Raw genomic sequence first — 12,642 nt, 5'->3', positions numbered from 1 at the left:
ATTCGTTCTTAACTAGGCCGTGCAAAAGCCGGGGACGGCGACCTTTTGGAACAGGTGCGGGCTGCCTACGACGGATGACGGATAGGCCGAAAGCTTCGCGACGAACTCGGGATGGGTGAGGCCGGCGCGGACCGTCTCGGTGGATTCCCACACCACATAGTTCAGGTAAGTCGGGCTATCGCCGATCGCTCGATGCAGTTGCATGGAAATGAAGCCCGGTTGCTTCGTTATGATCTGGGCAGCCGCCTTGAAAGCGTCCAGGAAGCCCGCTTCGTCGGCGTAATCGAGCGTGAAGAGGTTGATGAGCACGACTGGCGCGGCCGCGATGCCGAGTTGGCGCTCAAGCGGGAATTTATCGTCTAGCGGTTTGAATTTACGGTCTTGCGCCTTTTGGTCGGCCATGGTGGCGCTCCTGTCTATTGTGAAATTGAAACTGGCGTGATCGATGCTGCTTCGAAGCAACATTCAGAAACCAGCAACCACCGAAGAAGGGAATCTGTACTCTCAAACCAACATCGACTGTTGGGCGGAGATACCCGCCGTCGCGCCTTGCCATGATGCCGTAGTGACAGAGGGCATGAGGGGATTGGCGAGGTCGCCGGCGGCGTAGACGCCGGGCATGCTGGTTTCGCGGCGCTCGTCGACCTTGAGGGCGATGCCCTGGGGGGTATCGACCGTGGCGAGGCCCAGCGATTCATGCAGGCTTGCGGACGGCTTATTGCGCGGATGCGCGAACAGAATGTCGACCGCGACAGCGGGGCCGGCGTCGAGCCTAACGGTGGTGTTATGGCTCTCGTCATGGTCGATTTCGGTGATCCGGCCATCGACGACAGGGATGCCGCGGCGCGCCAGATCGGCCCGGATGTCGGGTGGAATGTCGTGACCATTGGCGAAGACCGTCAATGTGTCGGTCCAGTCGTGGTATAGCCTGACGTAGTTGTGCGACGGCGGGCCGGACCAGACGAGGCCCCAATGCCGGCCGGCAACTTCAAAGCCGTCGCAATAGGGGCAGGGCACGATGGAGGTGCCCCAGCCTTCGGCAAAGCCGGGAACTTCAGGCATCTGGTCGGCGACGCCATAGCTCAGGATCAGGCGGCGCGCCTTGAGGCTTTCGCCATCACCAGTGAGGACGGAGAAATCGTCGATGGCGCCGGAGATGCTCTCGGCCCGGGCAGTGACCAGCCTGACCGTGGGATAGCGCGCCAGCTGCTGCCGCGCCTCGGCCAGGATCTCCAGCGGTGGCTTGTGGTCGTGGCCGAGCAGGCCATGGGAGTGGTCGGCGAAGCGATTGCGCGGCAGGCCGGTATCGAGAACGGTGACCTTTCGGCGGGCACGGCCAAGCTGCAGGGCGGCGGCAAGACCGGCAAAGCTGCCGCCGATGATGATGACGTCATTCATGGTGATAGGCTCCGTGCTGTGGATGAAGGGAGATTGGCTTGCACTTTTAAGGTGCTTTTAAGATACTTTGAAGTACCCTAATTCAAGAATTAGAATACTGTCAAGTACTGGAATTTTTATGACCGAAAACAACCAGGGCCGGCGCGGCCGGCCCGCCAACGAGGCGCTTGGCCAAACGATAGCCGACGCCGCGTGCGAACTTTTTGTGGAATTGGGTTTTCAAGCGACGACAATGGACAAGGTCGCCCAGCGGGCGAAGATATCCAAGCTAAGCATCTATCGACACTTCGAGAACAAGGAGGCGCTGTTCAGCGCGGCCATCGCGGCCCACTGCCATCAGTTTGCACCACAGGCCCTTTTTGAAGGCGTCGACGGTTCGGCCGAAGATCAGCTCATGGCGGTGGGATCAACCCTGCTTCGCACGCTATTGAGCCCGGACGTGCGCAGTGTCGAAGCCATGATCATGGCCGACAAGACGAATCAAAAGTCGTTAAGCAAGCGCCAATACGAAGCCGGCCCCGCCTATGTCATCGCCCAAATCGAGGCCCTGTTGCGTCAGTTGCACGCGAAGGCGGTTCTGAACGTGCCCGATCCTCTCCAGTCCGCCCGCTTGTTTGCCGCGCTTTTCAAAGGGTCCGATCTTCTGATTATCGCGCGCTTCGATGAGGCGAGAGCAGAAGACGACAACGAAATCGAATCCTATTGCCGGTCGGCCGTCGCCATGTTCATCGCCGCGCACGGTGGCAACGACCACGCGGGCGAATAAGCATTTGATTGCTCCGGGCGCTTGGCCGGGGCCGTCGTCCAGGCGCTTCGTCATATCGGACCGGCGCGCGGCGACAGTATCGAAACGCTGCTTTGGTGGATCACCTTCAGCATCTGACGAACTAGCAACTCGTGACTGGGATCGAGTGGCCGATTTCTGCCTGTCACGATGGGCTGCAATCGACCCTTTGTCGCCTCCCGCCTGAGCACACCTTTTAAGGTCTCTACTTCTAGTTAAGCCTTGTACCTACAGAGGGGCGCGTGCGATGAGCAACGAACAGGCGGCACCTGAGACCAAAGGCGTTACGGTGACGTTACTTGCAACGATTGACCTGGGTCCCGAGATCGAGGGTATGGCAGGGCGCCAACTCAGGATGCGCAGGGTGACCATCGAGCCCGGAGGCGTCTTCGGGCCGGTTCACAACCATATCGACAGACCCGGCACCGTCTACATTCTGCAAGGAACGATCACCGATCATCGAAACGGAGTCGCCACGGATTATGGGCCGGGAGTGGGCTGGCCCGAGGACAGGAACACCACGCACTGGCTTGAGAACAGAGGCACGATTGCGGCGGTGGAGATCTCGGTTGATATTGTCAGGCAAGCGTAAGCTCCTCCGGCACCGGCCGAACCAGGCGCCCCTGCTGCATCAGGCTATTGCACTCCATTGACGCAGACCTCGTGGTCCGCAGCCTATCGTGCGGAATCGATGTGCAACCGGGGCGCCTGAAGCGTCAGCGACACACTGTCCGCCAGGCGCGTGGCCTGCTGAGTCGCGTCCTCACGCGCGCGCCGATCAACGTCTTCCCCCAGGATGGTTTTCTCCACAATCACCGAATGCACATCCGTGACGCCGATAAATTTCAGCCAGGCTTCCACGTAGGGCTTCTGGAAGTCGAAGCGCTCCGCCGGTGTGCTCGACTGTGCCGAAAAATCCAGGCCGCGGGCGTACATCACCACGGCGAGTGTGTTGTGCAGCAGGCCTTCCAGACCGCGTTCCGGGTCAACGCTGAACAGGATGTCTTTCTGCGATACCAGGTCGATGAAGTGCTTGAGTTTGTACGGGATGCTGAAATTCCACAGCGGTACGGACATCACGAGCACATCCGCGCGGTGCAGGTGGCTGGCCAACGCTTTTAACGTGTTCCAGGCGTCTTGTTGTGCGGCGGTCAACGGCGTGCCATTGAGCCCGGCGTATTTGGCCTCCATGGCCAGCTCATCGAATTCCGGCAGCGCCATGTTCCAGAGGTCGAGGGTGATGATTTCGGTGTCCGGGGTGTTGGCTTGATAACGCGCAATGAAACTGCGGGCGACTTCAAGGGAAGCCGAACGCTGCTTGCGTGGAGAACACTGAATATGAAGAAGAGTCGTCATGGCACACCTTGAATGATGAGGGGGCAGGGCAGGTGTGAGCATTGCAACATAGTTGAATTTGAAATATAAATCGTAAATTAGCCATCAATTGATCACGTATAAAACTATGTTCGATGCGCTGCTGCTCAAGACATTTGTCACCGTCGTCGATGAAGACGGCTTCAGCCGTGCGGCTCAGAAGCTGCACCTGACTCAGTCGGCGGTCAGTGGCCACGTGCGGCGATTGGAAGAACAGATTGGTAAACCCCTGTTGACGCGCACCACCCGTTCCCAGCAATTGACGGCCGATGGCGAGCGCCTGGTCTCTTATGCGCGCACGATCCTCGCGCTGAACCGTGATGCCTGGACAGACCTGACACGCACGCCGTTTCACGGGCGACTGCGGATCGGGGTGTCCGAAGATTTTGTCGAGTCTCGATTGCTGCGCACTGTTCAGGATTTCGCAGCGCAGTACCCCGGGATGAAGATCGAGGTGCAGGTGAACATTCCGAGTACGTTGCTGGCGCTGATGAAGCAAGGGCATCTGGAGGTGGTCATCGGTTCGCTGTGCGAAACCAGCGAAGCGGGGCTGTTGCTATGGCAAGAACCGCTGGTGTGGGCCTGGTCGGCGCAACCCGTCGCCCGGTTACCCACGCCGTTGCCGCTGGCCCTGTTCCCCGAGCCGTGCCCTTATCGCGAGGCCGCGCTGACAAGGCTGGCGCAGGCGGGAATCGCCCAACGCATGGCCATGTTGTGCAGCAGCACCGCCGGGTTGCGGGCGGCGGCCCTGGCAGGCTTCGCGGTAGCGCCCATGCCACTCAGTCAGTTGGGGCAAGGATTGGCGGTTGTTGGGGTAGAACAAGGGTTGCCGGATTTGCCGGATGCGCAATGTCGGCTGTTCAGCTCGCCTGATGCGGATCAGGCGATTGTGGCGGCGGTCACTCAGCTGATTGTGGAGTACTGCTCTAAGCGCAGGGCTTGATTGTCGTTTCAAGGGTCTGGTTGAACGTCTCCTCTTACCTGCATTCGCGACTAGAATTTCACTGCCGACGCCTCTAACGCCAGGTCAGATCTCAACCGTGCGACGTTAGGTCTCGAGCGCTATTTCAATCTCTGGGAATCCGGTATGGCCAATCCGCAAGATAAAGCCGAATCTGAAGAGGATTTAGCGCAGATGGTAATAGGGCGAGGGCCCTGCACCTATCTATTGCTGCTCTTACTAGGATTGATCCTCCTGTTTCCCTTTCTTGAGGAAGGTCTGTTTTCTCGTACGTTGCTCGGCATACTGTTTTCAATCGTGCTGCTCGTGGGCGCTTTCGCCACCAGGCAGACTCGGCGGGGGTTCATCCTGAAACTGGGTCTGGCGTTGCTTGGGGTTGGCCTTCAATGGACGGCGTTGTGGGCTGAGAGTATCGCGATTCTTGAACTTGCCGGGATGTCCTATGTGGCGTCTCTTGCTGTCTCATTTAGCGGAGTGCTTCGCTATATTCTCATGCGCGGGCCAATTACAGCCGACAAGCTGCATGGCGCGCTTGCGGGTTACATCATGCTGGCCTTTGTTTGGTCCTTTGTCTTTGCCTTGCTCGAGATATCCAGCGCTGGCTCATTCGGCCCTAACCACCTCGAATTCGGACAGCCCGGCACTTTCTTCAAACTGATCTATTTTAGCCTTACGACACTCACGACCACCGGTTACGGTGATGTTATCCCGTTGACCAACCACGCCCGCTCCCTGGTGATGGTCGAAGAATTTTCAGGCGTCTTTTACGTGGGTGTTGTGATCGCGCGGCTTGCCGGTCTTTATCCATCGAATCAGGCCAAGTGACTCTTGATTTGCCTGAGCCATCTGCGGGCATCAGTCTGCCAGGGCTCAACGTCCATACTCAACGTAGGGGTCTAAATTGAACCCCTGCGTATCCCAGTTGATTCGGTAAATCACTTCTTTCCTTGGCCTGATGTTGGCCGCAACAGTTTTGATCGCGACACCCGCACATAATCCAGACTCGGCGAGCCCGGCACCGAGATTCACTTTCCCGGCAGGCAAAACGAAAGATGCCTTTTGACCGGGACCTATCTTGGCTGCGCGCTGACCATCGATGTAGAACACGACGTCACATCCCGCACCGTCCAACCCGTCATCACGGAAAATGGTCAGGCGTCCCGGATCTTGCGTGCCCTGGCTTTTGATCGCGTACATCTCACTGGCCGGCACTGGCCGCGCTTCAGAAACCCGCATAGGTGACGTTGCGCACCCGCCCAAGGCCAGCAAGAGCGCTCCCGTTGCGATAATCCCTCGCATCATTTTTTCCTCCTGAAAAAGTGTGAATGCATCAGAGCGACATACTGCTTTGCTTCATCACGCCATTCGCCAAAAACGCTTTAAATCGATCGGTCACCTTTAATCCTAGTCACCTTTTATCTCGGCGGTTATTGGGGTAGGGCAAGGGTTGCCGGATTTGCCGGATGCGCAATGTCGGCTGTTCAGCTCGCCGGAAGCGGATCAGGTGATTGTGGCGGCGGTTACTCGGCTCATTGTGGAGAACTGCTCTAAGCGGAGGGCTTGATTGTCATTTCAAGGGCCTGCTTGAACGTCTTGGGTACCCGGTCTTTGCCTTCCTGAGGGACGGTCAGCCGCCTGTTGGGTGCTGGGGAACCACTTTGATCATGGACACAAAAAAACGGGCGCCTTGATGGCGCCCGTTCTCATTTAATCCATCGCCCTAACCATGGCAGACCGCACATAGCAGCTTTTTACCGTATGAAAATCTTCACATTTTATTTCACATGCTGACTTGATGAAGAGGCGCTAATTTACTGGCCTCCAGAGGTTTTGTAGGTTCTTAAAACAAAATCATCTTCACATTTTATTTCACATATTTTTGTGAAGTGGCTTCGGTCAATCGGATCACGAATAGATCCGTCAGCCGCGTTCACGCACAGACCCCAACTGCAAAAAAAACGGGCGCCCATTGAGGCGCCCGTTTCTACTTACTCCTTCACCTCCGCCCGTAAGCGTCGGCCGATCACGTCCATCAAGTCACAGCCGTCACGTAACGGAATGGCCAGCAGTTTGGAGAAGTCCGACAGCACCACCGTGTCGCAACCGAGTTCGCCGCGGTAGGCGATGTTTTCCAGCACCTGCGTGACCGTGCGGATGCGGTAATCGGCCATGGCTTGCAGGACGTCGAGTGGGGCTTGGGTGTCGATGAGCAGGGAGGCCGGGATCAGGTCGATTCCGGTGAGGGGCATGTATCTTTCCATAGGTGAGACCTCGTTCAGTTAAATGAGACCGCCAACAGATCGTCGCCAAACGAATAGGGTGGCAGTTGCGCGCAGGTTGGCGAACCGGGAACGAGTAACCGGCAGACCCGAAGGTCTCCCGCGCGCAACCGCCATAGTACAGCGGTTTTGCAGTTGCGACGACGCCTGCAAATGAGCAGGCGGCCCTCGCATTCGTATCTCGGGTCGCCAAACCCGAATCGCCATTTTGGGCGACGAGATGGACTATAGGCTTCATCAGAACGGCGGGAAAGGTGAGGGATTCCGAGGTTTGTGTAGGAATTTTTATGGTGGTCCTAGGACCGTGACGCCCCTTCCGTGAGCGACTGCTATCGGCCCAGGGTGTGTAAAAACGCTTCGCCAAAATTGAAGTGTGCGTGTCTACGTTAAATCTGAAATTTATCGGCACGTGAGCAGACGTGGATTTCTCGTAGAAGCGCGATTTGCAGTCCGTTTTTGAGTATCTGTCGCGCTGAAAAACGTTTTTACACAGCCTCGGCCAAGAGCAGACGTTCGAACCTAAGGTAATGCGATGAAGAGAAAAACAAGAATGACTGCACCTCTGACCAGCAACGCAGCAACCCAGCCTGGGCCTGGCTGGACGTTTGCCCCTGATCGCATGATCCGAATAGCCAATTGTCATTCGATCATCGAAGTACTTCGCCACATCAAACACAGTGGGCCGGAATGGGCGCATCGTAACGTCCACATATGCTTTCCCGGCCCATCAAATGCTTGGGCTCTGGTGTACCCGCTTCAGAATGCCAGTGCCCCGTACTTTGACTTCATGTATACCCACAAAGAGCCGCCTCAGGAAGCGCTGTCCATACTGCTAGGGAAGTATCCACAGTGTTCCGTCATCGACTGGTCGCCCGGACGCTTGGCCTGCATCGAAGCTCAGGGGGTGGATGTTGAGACGCTCGCTGAAATCATCCGGGATCTAGCTGAAGCTGCTTGGGATGAGCACATCACGTTCGTCGATGCTTCGTACGAGGAAATGGGTAAAGCGTGACCCAAGAGCGGACAGTCGACCTTAGCTTCCCAAGCGCGTGCGCAAAGACCAGGTCTTGGGCAACAATCGACCAGACGGGAACGGAACGCAGGTCACCATAATCGAAGGAATGTTTGTTATGAGCCACCTTAACAACGACTTGAGGGCCGATTTCGTTGAGGCACTTGAGGAAATCTCGACGCTGATGTCCATTGCATACGACCAGCTCGGCCCTGTACCGGAAGACCATGCATTAGCTCAGGCAGGTTTAGAGAATGGTGGTGAAATAGTTCTGGATTATGTCGATCACAACGAGGCTGGAGTAGCGTTCGAACACCTGCTTTACATGATTGACGAACCACCGCTCGTTGTTTCTGAAAAATGCATAAAAATTTTAGCTCGGATCGCAAAGTCCTTGAAGATGCCATTCACGAGGTGACAAAAATTTACCCAACTGAAGGTCAGCTTTGGGTCGGTTTCAGCCCGTTGTGGAAGGCAGAAGTCGGCCAGCAGCGGCCTTTGAGTCCAACGCGCAATTACCGGCCAAGAGTGGCCACTCGATCTGCTTTTCGGGCACCATAAAGCCGGGCAAAAAAACGAGCTATGAGTATGAAACATGAACTTTGGCTGGAACCCGATGGTTGCCAGACTTTCTGCCTGGCAGGTATTCACGGTGATGACGCGCGCAATCTTCTTTCAGCAAACTCCCAATTGATCTGGACGGTCGAAGCTGACAGTTACTTCGAGGCGATGACCAAATACCATTCCTTCATGGCATGGGGTAAATACCAGACAGACTTCCCCGATCAGGACCAAATTTCCTACGCAGAGCTAGGATGGGATGAGTAACGGGTGTCAAGCGACAGGATAAGCAGCTCCGCGCTTTGAGCTCTAGACCGAACGTCCGGATTGGGTCGTTTTCTGCCTGTCGCGAAGGGCAACTATCGGTCGATTCTGTTGAAAAAGTCGGTTTGCCCAAAATGCTCGAATACTGATGGGTGAATACACCTCTTTTGCACGCTGCTACGTGAAATCCGAGTCCGGAAGCCTCTGCTGAAAGCAAGGATTTCAATCTCAGGCGCGTGCTTTTCTGCCGTGGAAACCAAGCCGGACTTTTTCATCAGAATCGGCCAAAAGCGGACTTAACGTGAACCATTCTGTGCCAGCAATTTTGGGACTGAGGAGCTCTTTACCTCTTCAGATAGGCGTGCCTACGACCGCTCAGCTGCGGCCGGATTAGCAGGGAGAGGTGTAAGCAGCGGAAGTCTTGATTCACAGTAAAGGGCAGGGATCGCGCTTCGGAGTCACAATGGTGGTCCGACGTATCGCCCGAGTCACGCCCACCCGCAGTACTAAAAGATCCTGGGCGCAGATTTTTGGATCCTGCGGGGCTTTGGCAATGCGCTGGTAAAGGCCGTCGTAGATGATGACCTCGTCGAACTCCTTCCCTTTAGACTTATGTATCGTCATCAGATGGATGCCACGCCAGTCCTTTTGAGCTGCAGCGAAATGCTCCTGCATCAAGGCACTTCGGACTGCCTCTTCAGCCCCCATGTACTCTCCCTGGGCGCGCCACAACGCACCCAAATTGGTTCGCAATACTGAGCCTCGGTGCAGCAGTCGTAGGTAGCGAGCATCTGTTGCTACTTGCTTCAAGGCTTCCGCAGTGGACGATGCCAACAGGCCGCGCAGGTGTAACCAGTCTTCCGCAGGGTCGCCCGTTAATTGCAGTTGCCGCCGCAATTCTGAGATGCGCTGAACTTCGCTGACAATCAACAGGCGCTTGGAGCCGCGGATCTTTCCCGAGGAGAGGAACCCGCTAAGAGCACCCGCCAGGTCAAGCTCGGTCTGTGGGGTAGGCCTGCCCCCGCGCCGCCCGCGAATGTGCGAGTGAAGTGCGCCGAGCATGCGGCTCGCCACATCGCCAGCGGTACCTCCCGCCAGTAACGTGGCGATAACGCCAGCGGCTAGAGCCGGCGGTTCAGCATCCATTGCGACGTCGTGATGTAGCGCTGGCAGACCATCAGTTGCAGAAGAAAGGTAGTCAGAAAACTCGAGCATCAGCCGCCTGGATGGCACCAGGATCGCGATCGATTTGTCAGGTACTTTTTTGAGGCGATCCAACGCCGAGAACACCGCGGCCTTGGCGGTGAAGTGCAGGCTCTTGCCATACATGAAGTCGTAACGCGCGATTTTGACTTGCTGGTAGGCCTTGCCCTTGTTTGCTCCAGTGAGCAGGTCATTCCCATAGGCCGTGATATCGGTACCGCTGCTGCGATGATTTTCACCCGCGAAATCGAAATGGGCGGCGCCGAAGTTCTCCAGAAAGTCTCCCACCCGCCTGGGATCAGCACCTCGAAACTCATAGATCCGCTGTTCGGGGTCGGCCAGTGCAATGAGGCGACTGCGCTTCCCAAGCTGCTGGATCAGCGCCCATTCATCACTGTTTGTGTCCTGAAACTCGTCGAGGATGATGATGGGATAGGTGTCGGAGAAGATGGCGCCTAACCGATCACTGCGGCTCAGCAGTTCGCTGGCCAAACTTGCGAACAAGTCGAAATGCAGGCGGCCCTCCTGTTCGAAAAGGCGTCGCTTCTCATTTTCGTGCTGGGCCTTATCGATATCTGCCAAATGCGCTGCTGCTTCGGGCGGAGGCAGAAGCTGCAGGTTCGGTCTGCCATTCAACAGATAGGCATGGCTTCGGAGAATGCTCCATGCGAAACCGTGGTACGTGCTGACCTCTAGTTGCTTCAGATCCTCGCGAGAGATCAGCTCAGAAGCCTTTTCGATGATGCGCGCTACGGTCGGCCTGGCGAAGCTCAAGAAGAGGACCTTCTGGCCTGGCTTGAGTATTCCTGAGCGAATCTCATTGCGAGCTTTGACCAGCGCGACGTGTGTTTTGCCGGCACCAGGGCCACCTAGCGCCAGGGCGTGCCTAGCGCATTCCAGAAAGTCGCGCTTCTGATCGCTCCACACTTCCGTCATGCCAGAGGCTGGGGCGGGGACGGTTGGAACTTCCCATAGGCGGCTGCCGCCTCTGGGAGAGGGGGCACGCCGACTAGCTGGGGAGGAAGTGGAGGCAGCGGAGGTGGCTCAATGACGTTCTTGATGGCTGCCAGCGTGGTTCTCACGTATTCAGGCATGTCATTGGCGGTTGGGCAGGAGGCGAGCAAGTCGCCGGCGTCGCCACCACCCTTGGCCCAGCTGAAATAGCTCGACAGAGCCGCTTGCAGATCGGCCAGCGGCGTTGCGGGCGTTGGCGTCCATGCTGCGAGATGCTGCGGCCAATCGCCGCCAGCAACTACAACAGCAGCATAGCTGCGGAGTGCGACCTCAGACACGCCATACAACACAAGGTTTTCGAAGCCCTTAGTCGCGGACTCGTAGGCATGATCGACCGAGGCATTGATGGTTGCGAGCGCCTCCTGTGATTGCTTGTCGAACACCGCGAACACGATCTTGCCGAGAGACCGGAAGAATGTACCCAGAGGAGCGACATTGGTCTCGCCGCGAGCATCGACGATAGCCACTCCAAGGTTTTCGAGAGATTTGAATCGCGTGGGATCCAGCTCGGCGAGCCGGCGGGCGGCGGCAGGCAATGCGTCGAACTCCGTACGGCCCTCAAGCACAAGTACGTAGCGGGCAAGTAGAGCTTCGCAGAACCGAGCTTTAAACTCTGTGCGATAAGCCTTGGGCTTGACTGCTGGTGGGTATGTTGCAGGGACTCCGGTCATAACACCGGCCGTGCGCTTGAGAACCACCACCTGGGCAGGATCGAACTCCTCCAGCACGTAGGGTGAGTGAGAGGTGAAGATGGCCTGTGCCGACTTCTGGCGTAGCGAATTGATAATTCGTTTCTGGGTGTGCGGCGGAAGCGCGATCTCTGGCTCTTCCATCGCGAAGATCACGCTTTGCTTGAGTTCGGCGATGATAGACAGCAGAGCCAATACCAGCGTGTTAATCGTGCCAGTGCCTTGGTGCTGATATGGGGCGGAATAGACGGAACCGTCCGGCCTTTTCGCTCCAGTGCCCATGAAGACAGTCAGGGTTCGACGGAGCATGTCGCGGGTGAGGTCCGAAACCCGCATGTGGGGTTGCTCTGCCCAGTCGGATGGTACGTAGTGCCGTACTGCATCCTGGACTGCGACAAGTAACTCGCCGATATCCTCGGTCTCTCCAACTGGCAATGCCCTCAGTTGGTCGAGCAAGTCTTCCCACATTGTCAGTCGTGTCTCCTTCAGCCGAAGGATTACGTCCAACAAAGAGCCTCGCTCTAGGCTGAGTGCGCGGGCGCCGGTTCGTAGGGTGCGAAGATAAAGAAAACCGCACTTTCGTTTGTCGGGCGCAGAGAACCGCAGGTAGGAGCCATCCGGCATTTCGGGAGTGGCGTAAAAGGTATCCCCAGCGAAGTCGTCCTCTTCTACGTCATACCAGCCGTTGAAGAAGACGCGTATTGCTGCGCCAACATGGGGGGCGTCTGTTCCCTCTGGGGGTGCCCCCACAAGCAATGTCTTGGCCTGTGAATCCCACCACTCGATATGGTCGCGGAAATGCCGCAGCTGCTCATCGGAGAGTCCAGCGACAATAACCTCGATCTGGATCGGGACGACCTCGTTCCTGGCCGGATCTACGTACGTACCTGCATAGAAATCGTGCTCATCAATTACAGGACGGCGACTCAGGCGCTCTGGGCCAAGTACCAGGTCCACCGCTTCCAGCAATGTGGACTTGCCGGCGTTGTTGTCACCAATAAAAGCAGTGTGTCCATTGAGATGGACCTCACCGTAGGCGATGCCTCTGAAGTTCCGGACGCGAACACGCACAAGATGCACTTCGACCCTCCTTGTCTAGCGGA

Annotated in this window: 14 protein-coding genes; 7 read left to right on the top strand and 7 right to left on the bottom strand. The window is 56.9% G+C overall.

Annotated elements, in window-relative coordinates; all coding sequences use genetic code 11:
• Positions 1-12: 12 nt before the first annotated feature.
• Positions 13-402: an antibiotic biosynthesis monooxygenase gene (locus DFS28_RS05045; protein WP_111448834.1), complete on the bottom strand. Its 390-nt coding sequence runs from the start codon at positions 400-402 to the stop codon at positions 13-15.
• A gap of 102 nt (positions 403-504) precedes the next feature.
• Positions 505-1,398 (bottom strand): NAD(P)/FAD-dependent oxidoreductase, encoded by an 894-nt coding sequence (locus DFS28_RS05040; protein WP_111448833.1) that lies wholly within the window; start codon positions 1,396-1,398, stop codon positions 505-507.
• A gap of 118 nt (positions 1,399-1,516) precedes the next feature.
• On the opposite strand from DFS28_RS05040, the gene DFS28_RS05035 reads away from it, so the two are divergent.
• On the top strand, positions 1,517-2,164 hold the full coding sequence (locus DFS28_RS05035; RefSeq protein WP_111448832.1) for a TetR/AcrR family transcriptional regulator: 648 nt from the start codon (positions 1,517-1,519) through the stop codon (positions 2,162-2,164).
• Between the two features lie 265 nt (positions 2,165-2,429).
• Entirely contained in the window at positions 2,430-2,774 is a 345-nt protein-coding gene (locus DFS28_RS05030; protein ID WP_111448831.1) for a cupin domain-containing protein, read from the top strand.
• A gap of 83 nt (positions 2,775-2,857) precedes the next feature.
• Here DFS28_RS05030 and DFS28_RS05025 read toward each other — a convergent pair whose 3' ends face one another.
• Positions 2,858-3,538 (bottom strand): FMN-dependent NADH-azoreductase, encoded by a 681-nt coding sequence (locus tag DFS28_RS05025; protein ID WP_111448830.1) that lies wholly within the window; start codon positions 3,536-3,538, stop codon positions 2,858-2,860.
• Positions 3,539-3,644: 106 nt separating this feature from the next.
• Between DFS28_RS05025 and DFS28_RS05020 the strand changes: the two genes are divergently transcribed.
• Together DFS28_RS05020 and DFS28_RS05015 are read left to right on the top strand one after the other, a co-directional pair.
• Positions 3,645-4,499, top strand: a complete 855-nt coding sequence (locus DFS28_RS05020) for a LysR substrate-binding domain-containing protein (RefSeq protein ID WP_111448829.1) — start codon at positions 3,645-3,647, stop codon at positions 4,497-4,499.
• 144 nt (positions 4,500-4,643) lie between these two features.
• Positions 4,644-5,342 carry an ion channel gene (locus DFS28_RS05015; RefSeq protein WP_111448828.1) on the top strand — a complete coding sequence of 233 codons (699 nt, stop codon included), beginning with the start codon at positions 4,644-4,646 and terminating at the stop codon, positions 5,340-5,342.
• 45 nt (positions 5,343-5,387) lie between these two features.
• On the opposite strand, the gene DFS28_RS05010 is transcribed toward DFS28_RS05015, so the two are convergent.
• Positions 5,388-5,819: a hypothetical protein gene (locus DFS28_RS05010; protein WP_111448827.1), complete on the bottom strand. Its 432-nt coding sequence runs from the start codon at positions 5,817-5,819 to the stop codon at positions 5,388-5,390.
• A gap of 686 nt (positions 5,820-6,505) precedes the next feature.
• Positions 6,506-6,778 (bottom strand): hypothetical protein, encoded by a 273-nt coding sequence (locus DFS28_RS05000; protein WP_008154643.1) that lies wholly within the window; start codon positions 6,776-6,778, stop codon positions 6,506-6,508.
• 568 nt (positions 6,779-7,346) lie between these two features.
• Here DFS28_RS05000 and DFS28_RS04995 point away from each other — a divergent pair.
• The 3 genes from DFS28_RS04995 to DFS28_RS04985 all read left to right on the top strand — a co-directional run bounded on the left by DFS28_RS04995 (position 7,347) and on the right by DFS28_RS04985 (position 8,636).
• Positions 7,347-7,808 (top strand): hypothetical protein, encoded by a 462-nt coding sequence (locus DFS28_RS04995; RefSeq protein ID WP_256596782.1) that lies wholly within the window; start codon positions 7,347-7,349, stop codon positions 7,806-7,808.
• Positions 7,809-7,926: 118 nt separating this feature from the next.
• Complete coding sequence (locus DFS28_RS04990; RefSeq protein WP_016984859.1) at positions 7,927-8,226, top strand: MafI family immunity protein; 300 nt, start codon at positions 7,927-7,929, stop codon at positions 8,224-8,226.
• A gap of 170 nt (positions 8,227-8,396) precedes the next feature.
• Positions 8,397-8,636, top strand: a complete 240-nt coding sequence (locus DFS28_RS04985) for a hypothetical protein (protein WP_111448824.1) — start codon at positions 8,397-8,399, stop codon at positions 8,634-8,636.
• A 423-nt stretch (positions 8,637-9,059) separates the two neighbouring features.
• Here DFS28_RS04985 and DFS28_RS04975 read toward each other — a convergent pair whose 3' ends face one another.
• Both DFS28_RS04975 and DFS28_RS04970 read right to left on the bottom strand, forming a co-directional pair.
• Positions 9,060-10,772: a UvrD-helicase domain-containing protein gene (locus tag DFS28_RS04975; RefSeq protein ID WP_111448822.1), complete on the bottom strand. Its 1,713-nt coding sequence runs from the start codon at positions 10,770-10,772 to the stop codon at positions 9,060-9,062.
• Positions 10,769-12,619: an ATP-dependent endonuclease gene (locus tag DFS28_RS04970; protein ID WP_111448821.1), complete on the bottom strand. Its 1,851-nt coding sequence runs from the start codon at positions 12,617-12,619 to the stop codon at positions 10,769-10,771. Before DFS28_RS04970 ends, DFS28_RS04975 begins: the two co-directional genes overlap by 4 nt.
• Between the last annotated feature and the right edge of the window lie 23 nt (positions 12,620-12,642).

Source organism: Pseudomonas sp. 478 (genome assembly GCF_003254125.1).
GTDB lineage: Bacteria > Pseudomonadota > Gammaproteobacteria > Pseudomonadales > Pseudomonadaceae > Aquipseudomonas.
The sequence above is the reverse complement of the archived record's forward strand: the minus strand, read 5'-3'. Positions and strand labels throughout refer to the sequence as shown.

Excerpts from the sequence above, each read along its gene's own strand:
- DFS28_RS05045 (WP_111448834.1), bottom strand. The coding sequence starts at position 402 with ATGGCCGACCAAAAGGCGCAAGACCGTAAATTCAAACCGCTAGACGAT.
- DFS28_RS05040 (WP_111448833.1), bottom strand. The coding sequence starts at position 1,398 with ATGAATGACGTCATCATCATCGGCGGCAGCTTTGCCGGTCTTGCCGCC.
- DFS28_RS05035 (WP_111448832.1), top strand. The coding sequence starts at position 1,517 with ATGACCGAAAACAACCAGGGCCGGCGCGGCCGGCCCGCCAACGAGGCG.
- DFS28_RS05030 (WP_111448831.1), top strand. The coding sequence starts at position 2,430 with ATGAGCAACGAACAGGCGGCACCTGAGACCAAAGGCGTTACGGTGACG.
- DFS28_RS05025 (WP_111448830.1), bottom strand. The coding sequence starts at position 3,538 with ATGACGACTCTTCTTCATATTCAGTGTTCTCCACGCAAGCAGCGTTCG.
- DFS28_RS05020 (WP_111448829.1), top strand. The coding sequence starts at position 3,645 with ATGTTCGATGCGCTGCTGCTCAAGACATTTGTCACCGTCGTCGATGAA.
- DFS28_RS05015 (WP_111448828.1), top strand. The coding sequence starts at position 4,644 with ATGGCCAATCCGCAAGATAAAGCCGAATCTGAAGAGGATTTAGCGCAG.
- DFS28_RS05010 (WP_111448827.1), bottom strand. The coding sequence starts at position 5,819 with ATGATGCGAGGGATTATCGCAACGGGAGCGCTCTTGCTGGCCTTGGGC.
- DFS28_RS05000 (WP_008154643.1), bottom strand. The coding sequence starts at position 6,778 with ATGGAAAGATACATGCCCCTCACCGGAATCGACCTGATCCCGGCCTCC.
- DFS28_RS04995 (WP_256596782.1), top strand. The coding sequence starts at position 7,347 with ATGACTGCACCTCTGACCAGCAACGCAGCAACCCAGCCTGGGCCTGGC.
- DFS28_RS04990 (WP_016984859.1), top strand. The coding sequence starts at position 7,927 with ATGAGCCACCTTAACAACGACTTGAGGGCCGATTTCGTTGAGGCACTT.
- DFS28_RS04985 (WP_111448824.1), top strand. The coding sequence starts at position 8,397 with ATGAAACATGAACTTTGGCTGGAACCCGATGGTTGCCAGACTTTCTGC.
- DFS28_RS04975 (WP_111448822.1), bottom strand. The coding sequence starts at position 10,772 with ATGACGGAAGTGTGGAGCGATCAGAAGCGCGACTTTCTGGAATGCGCT.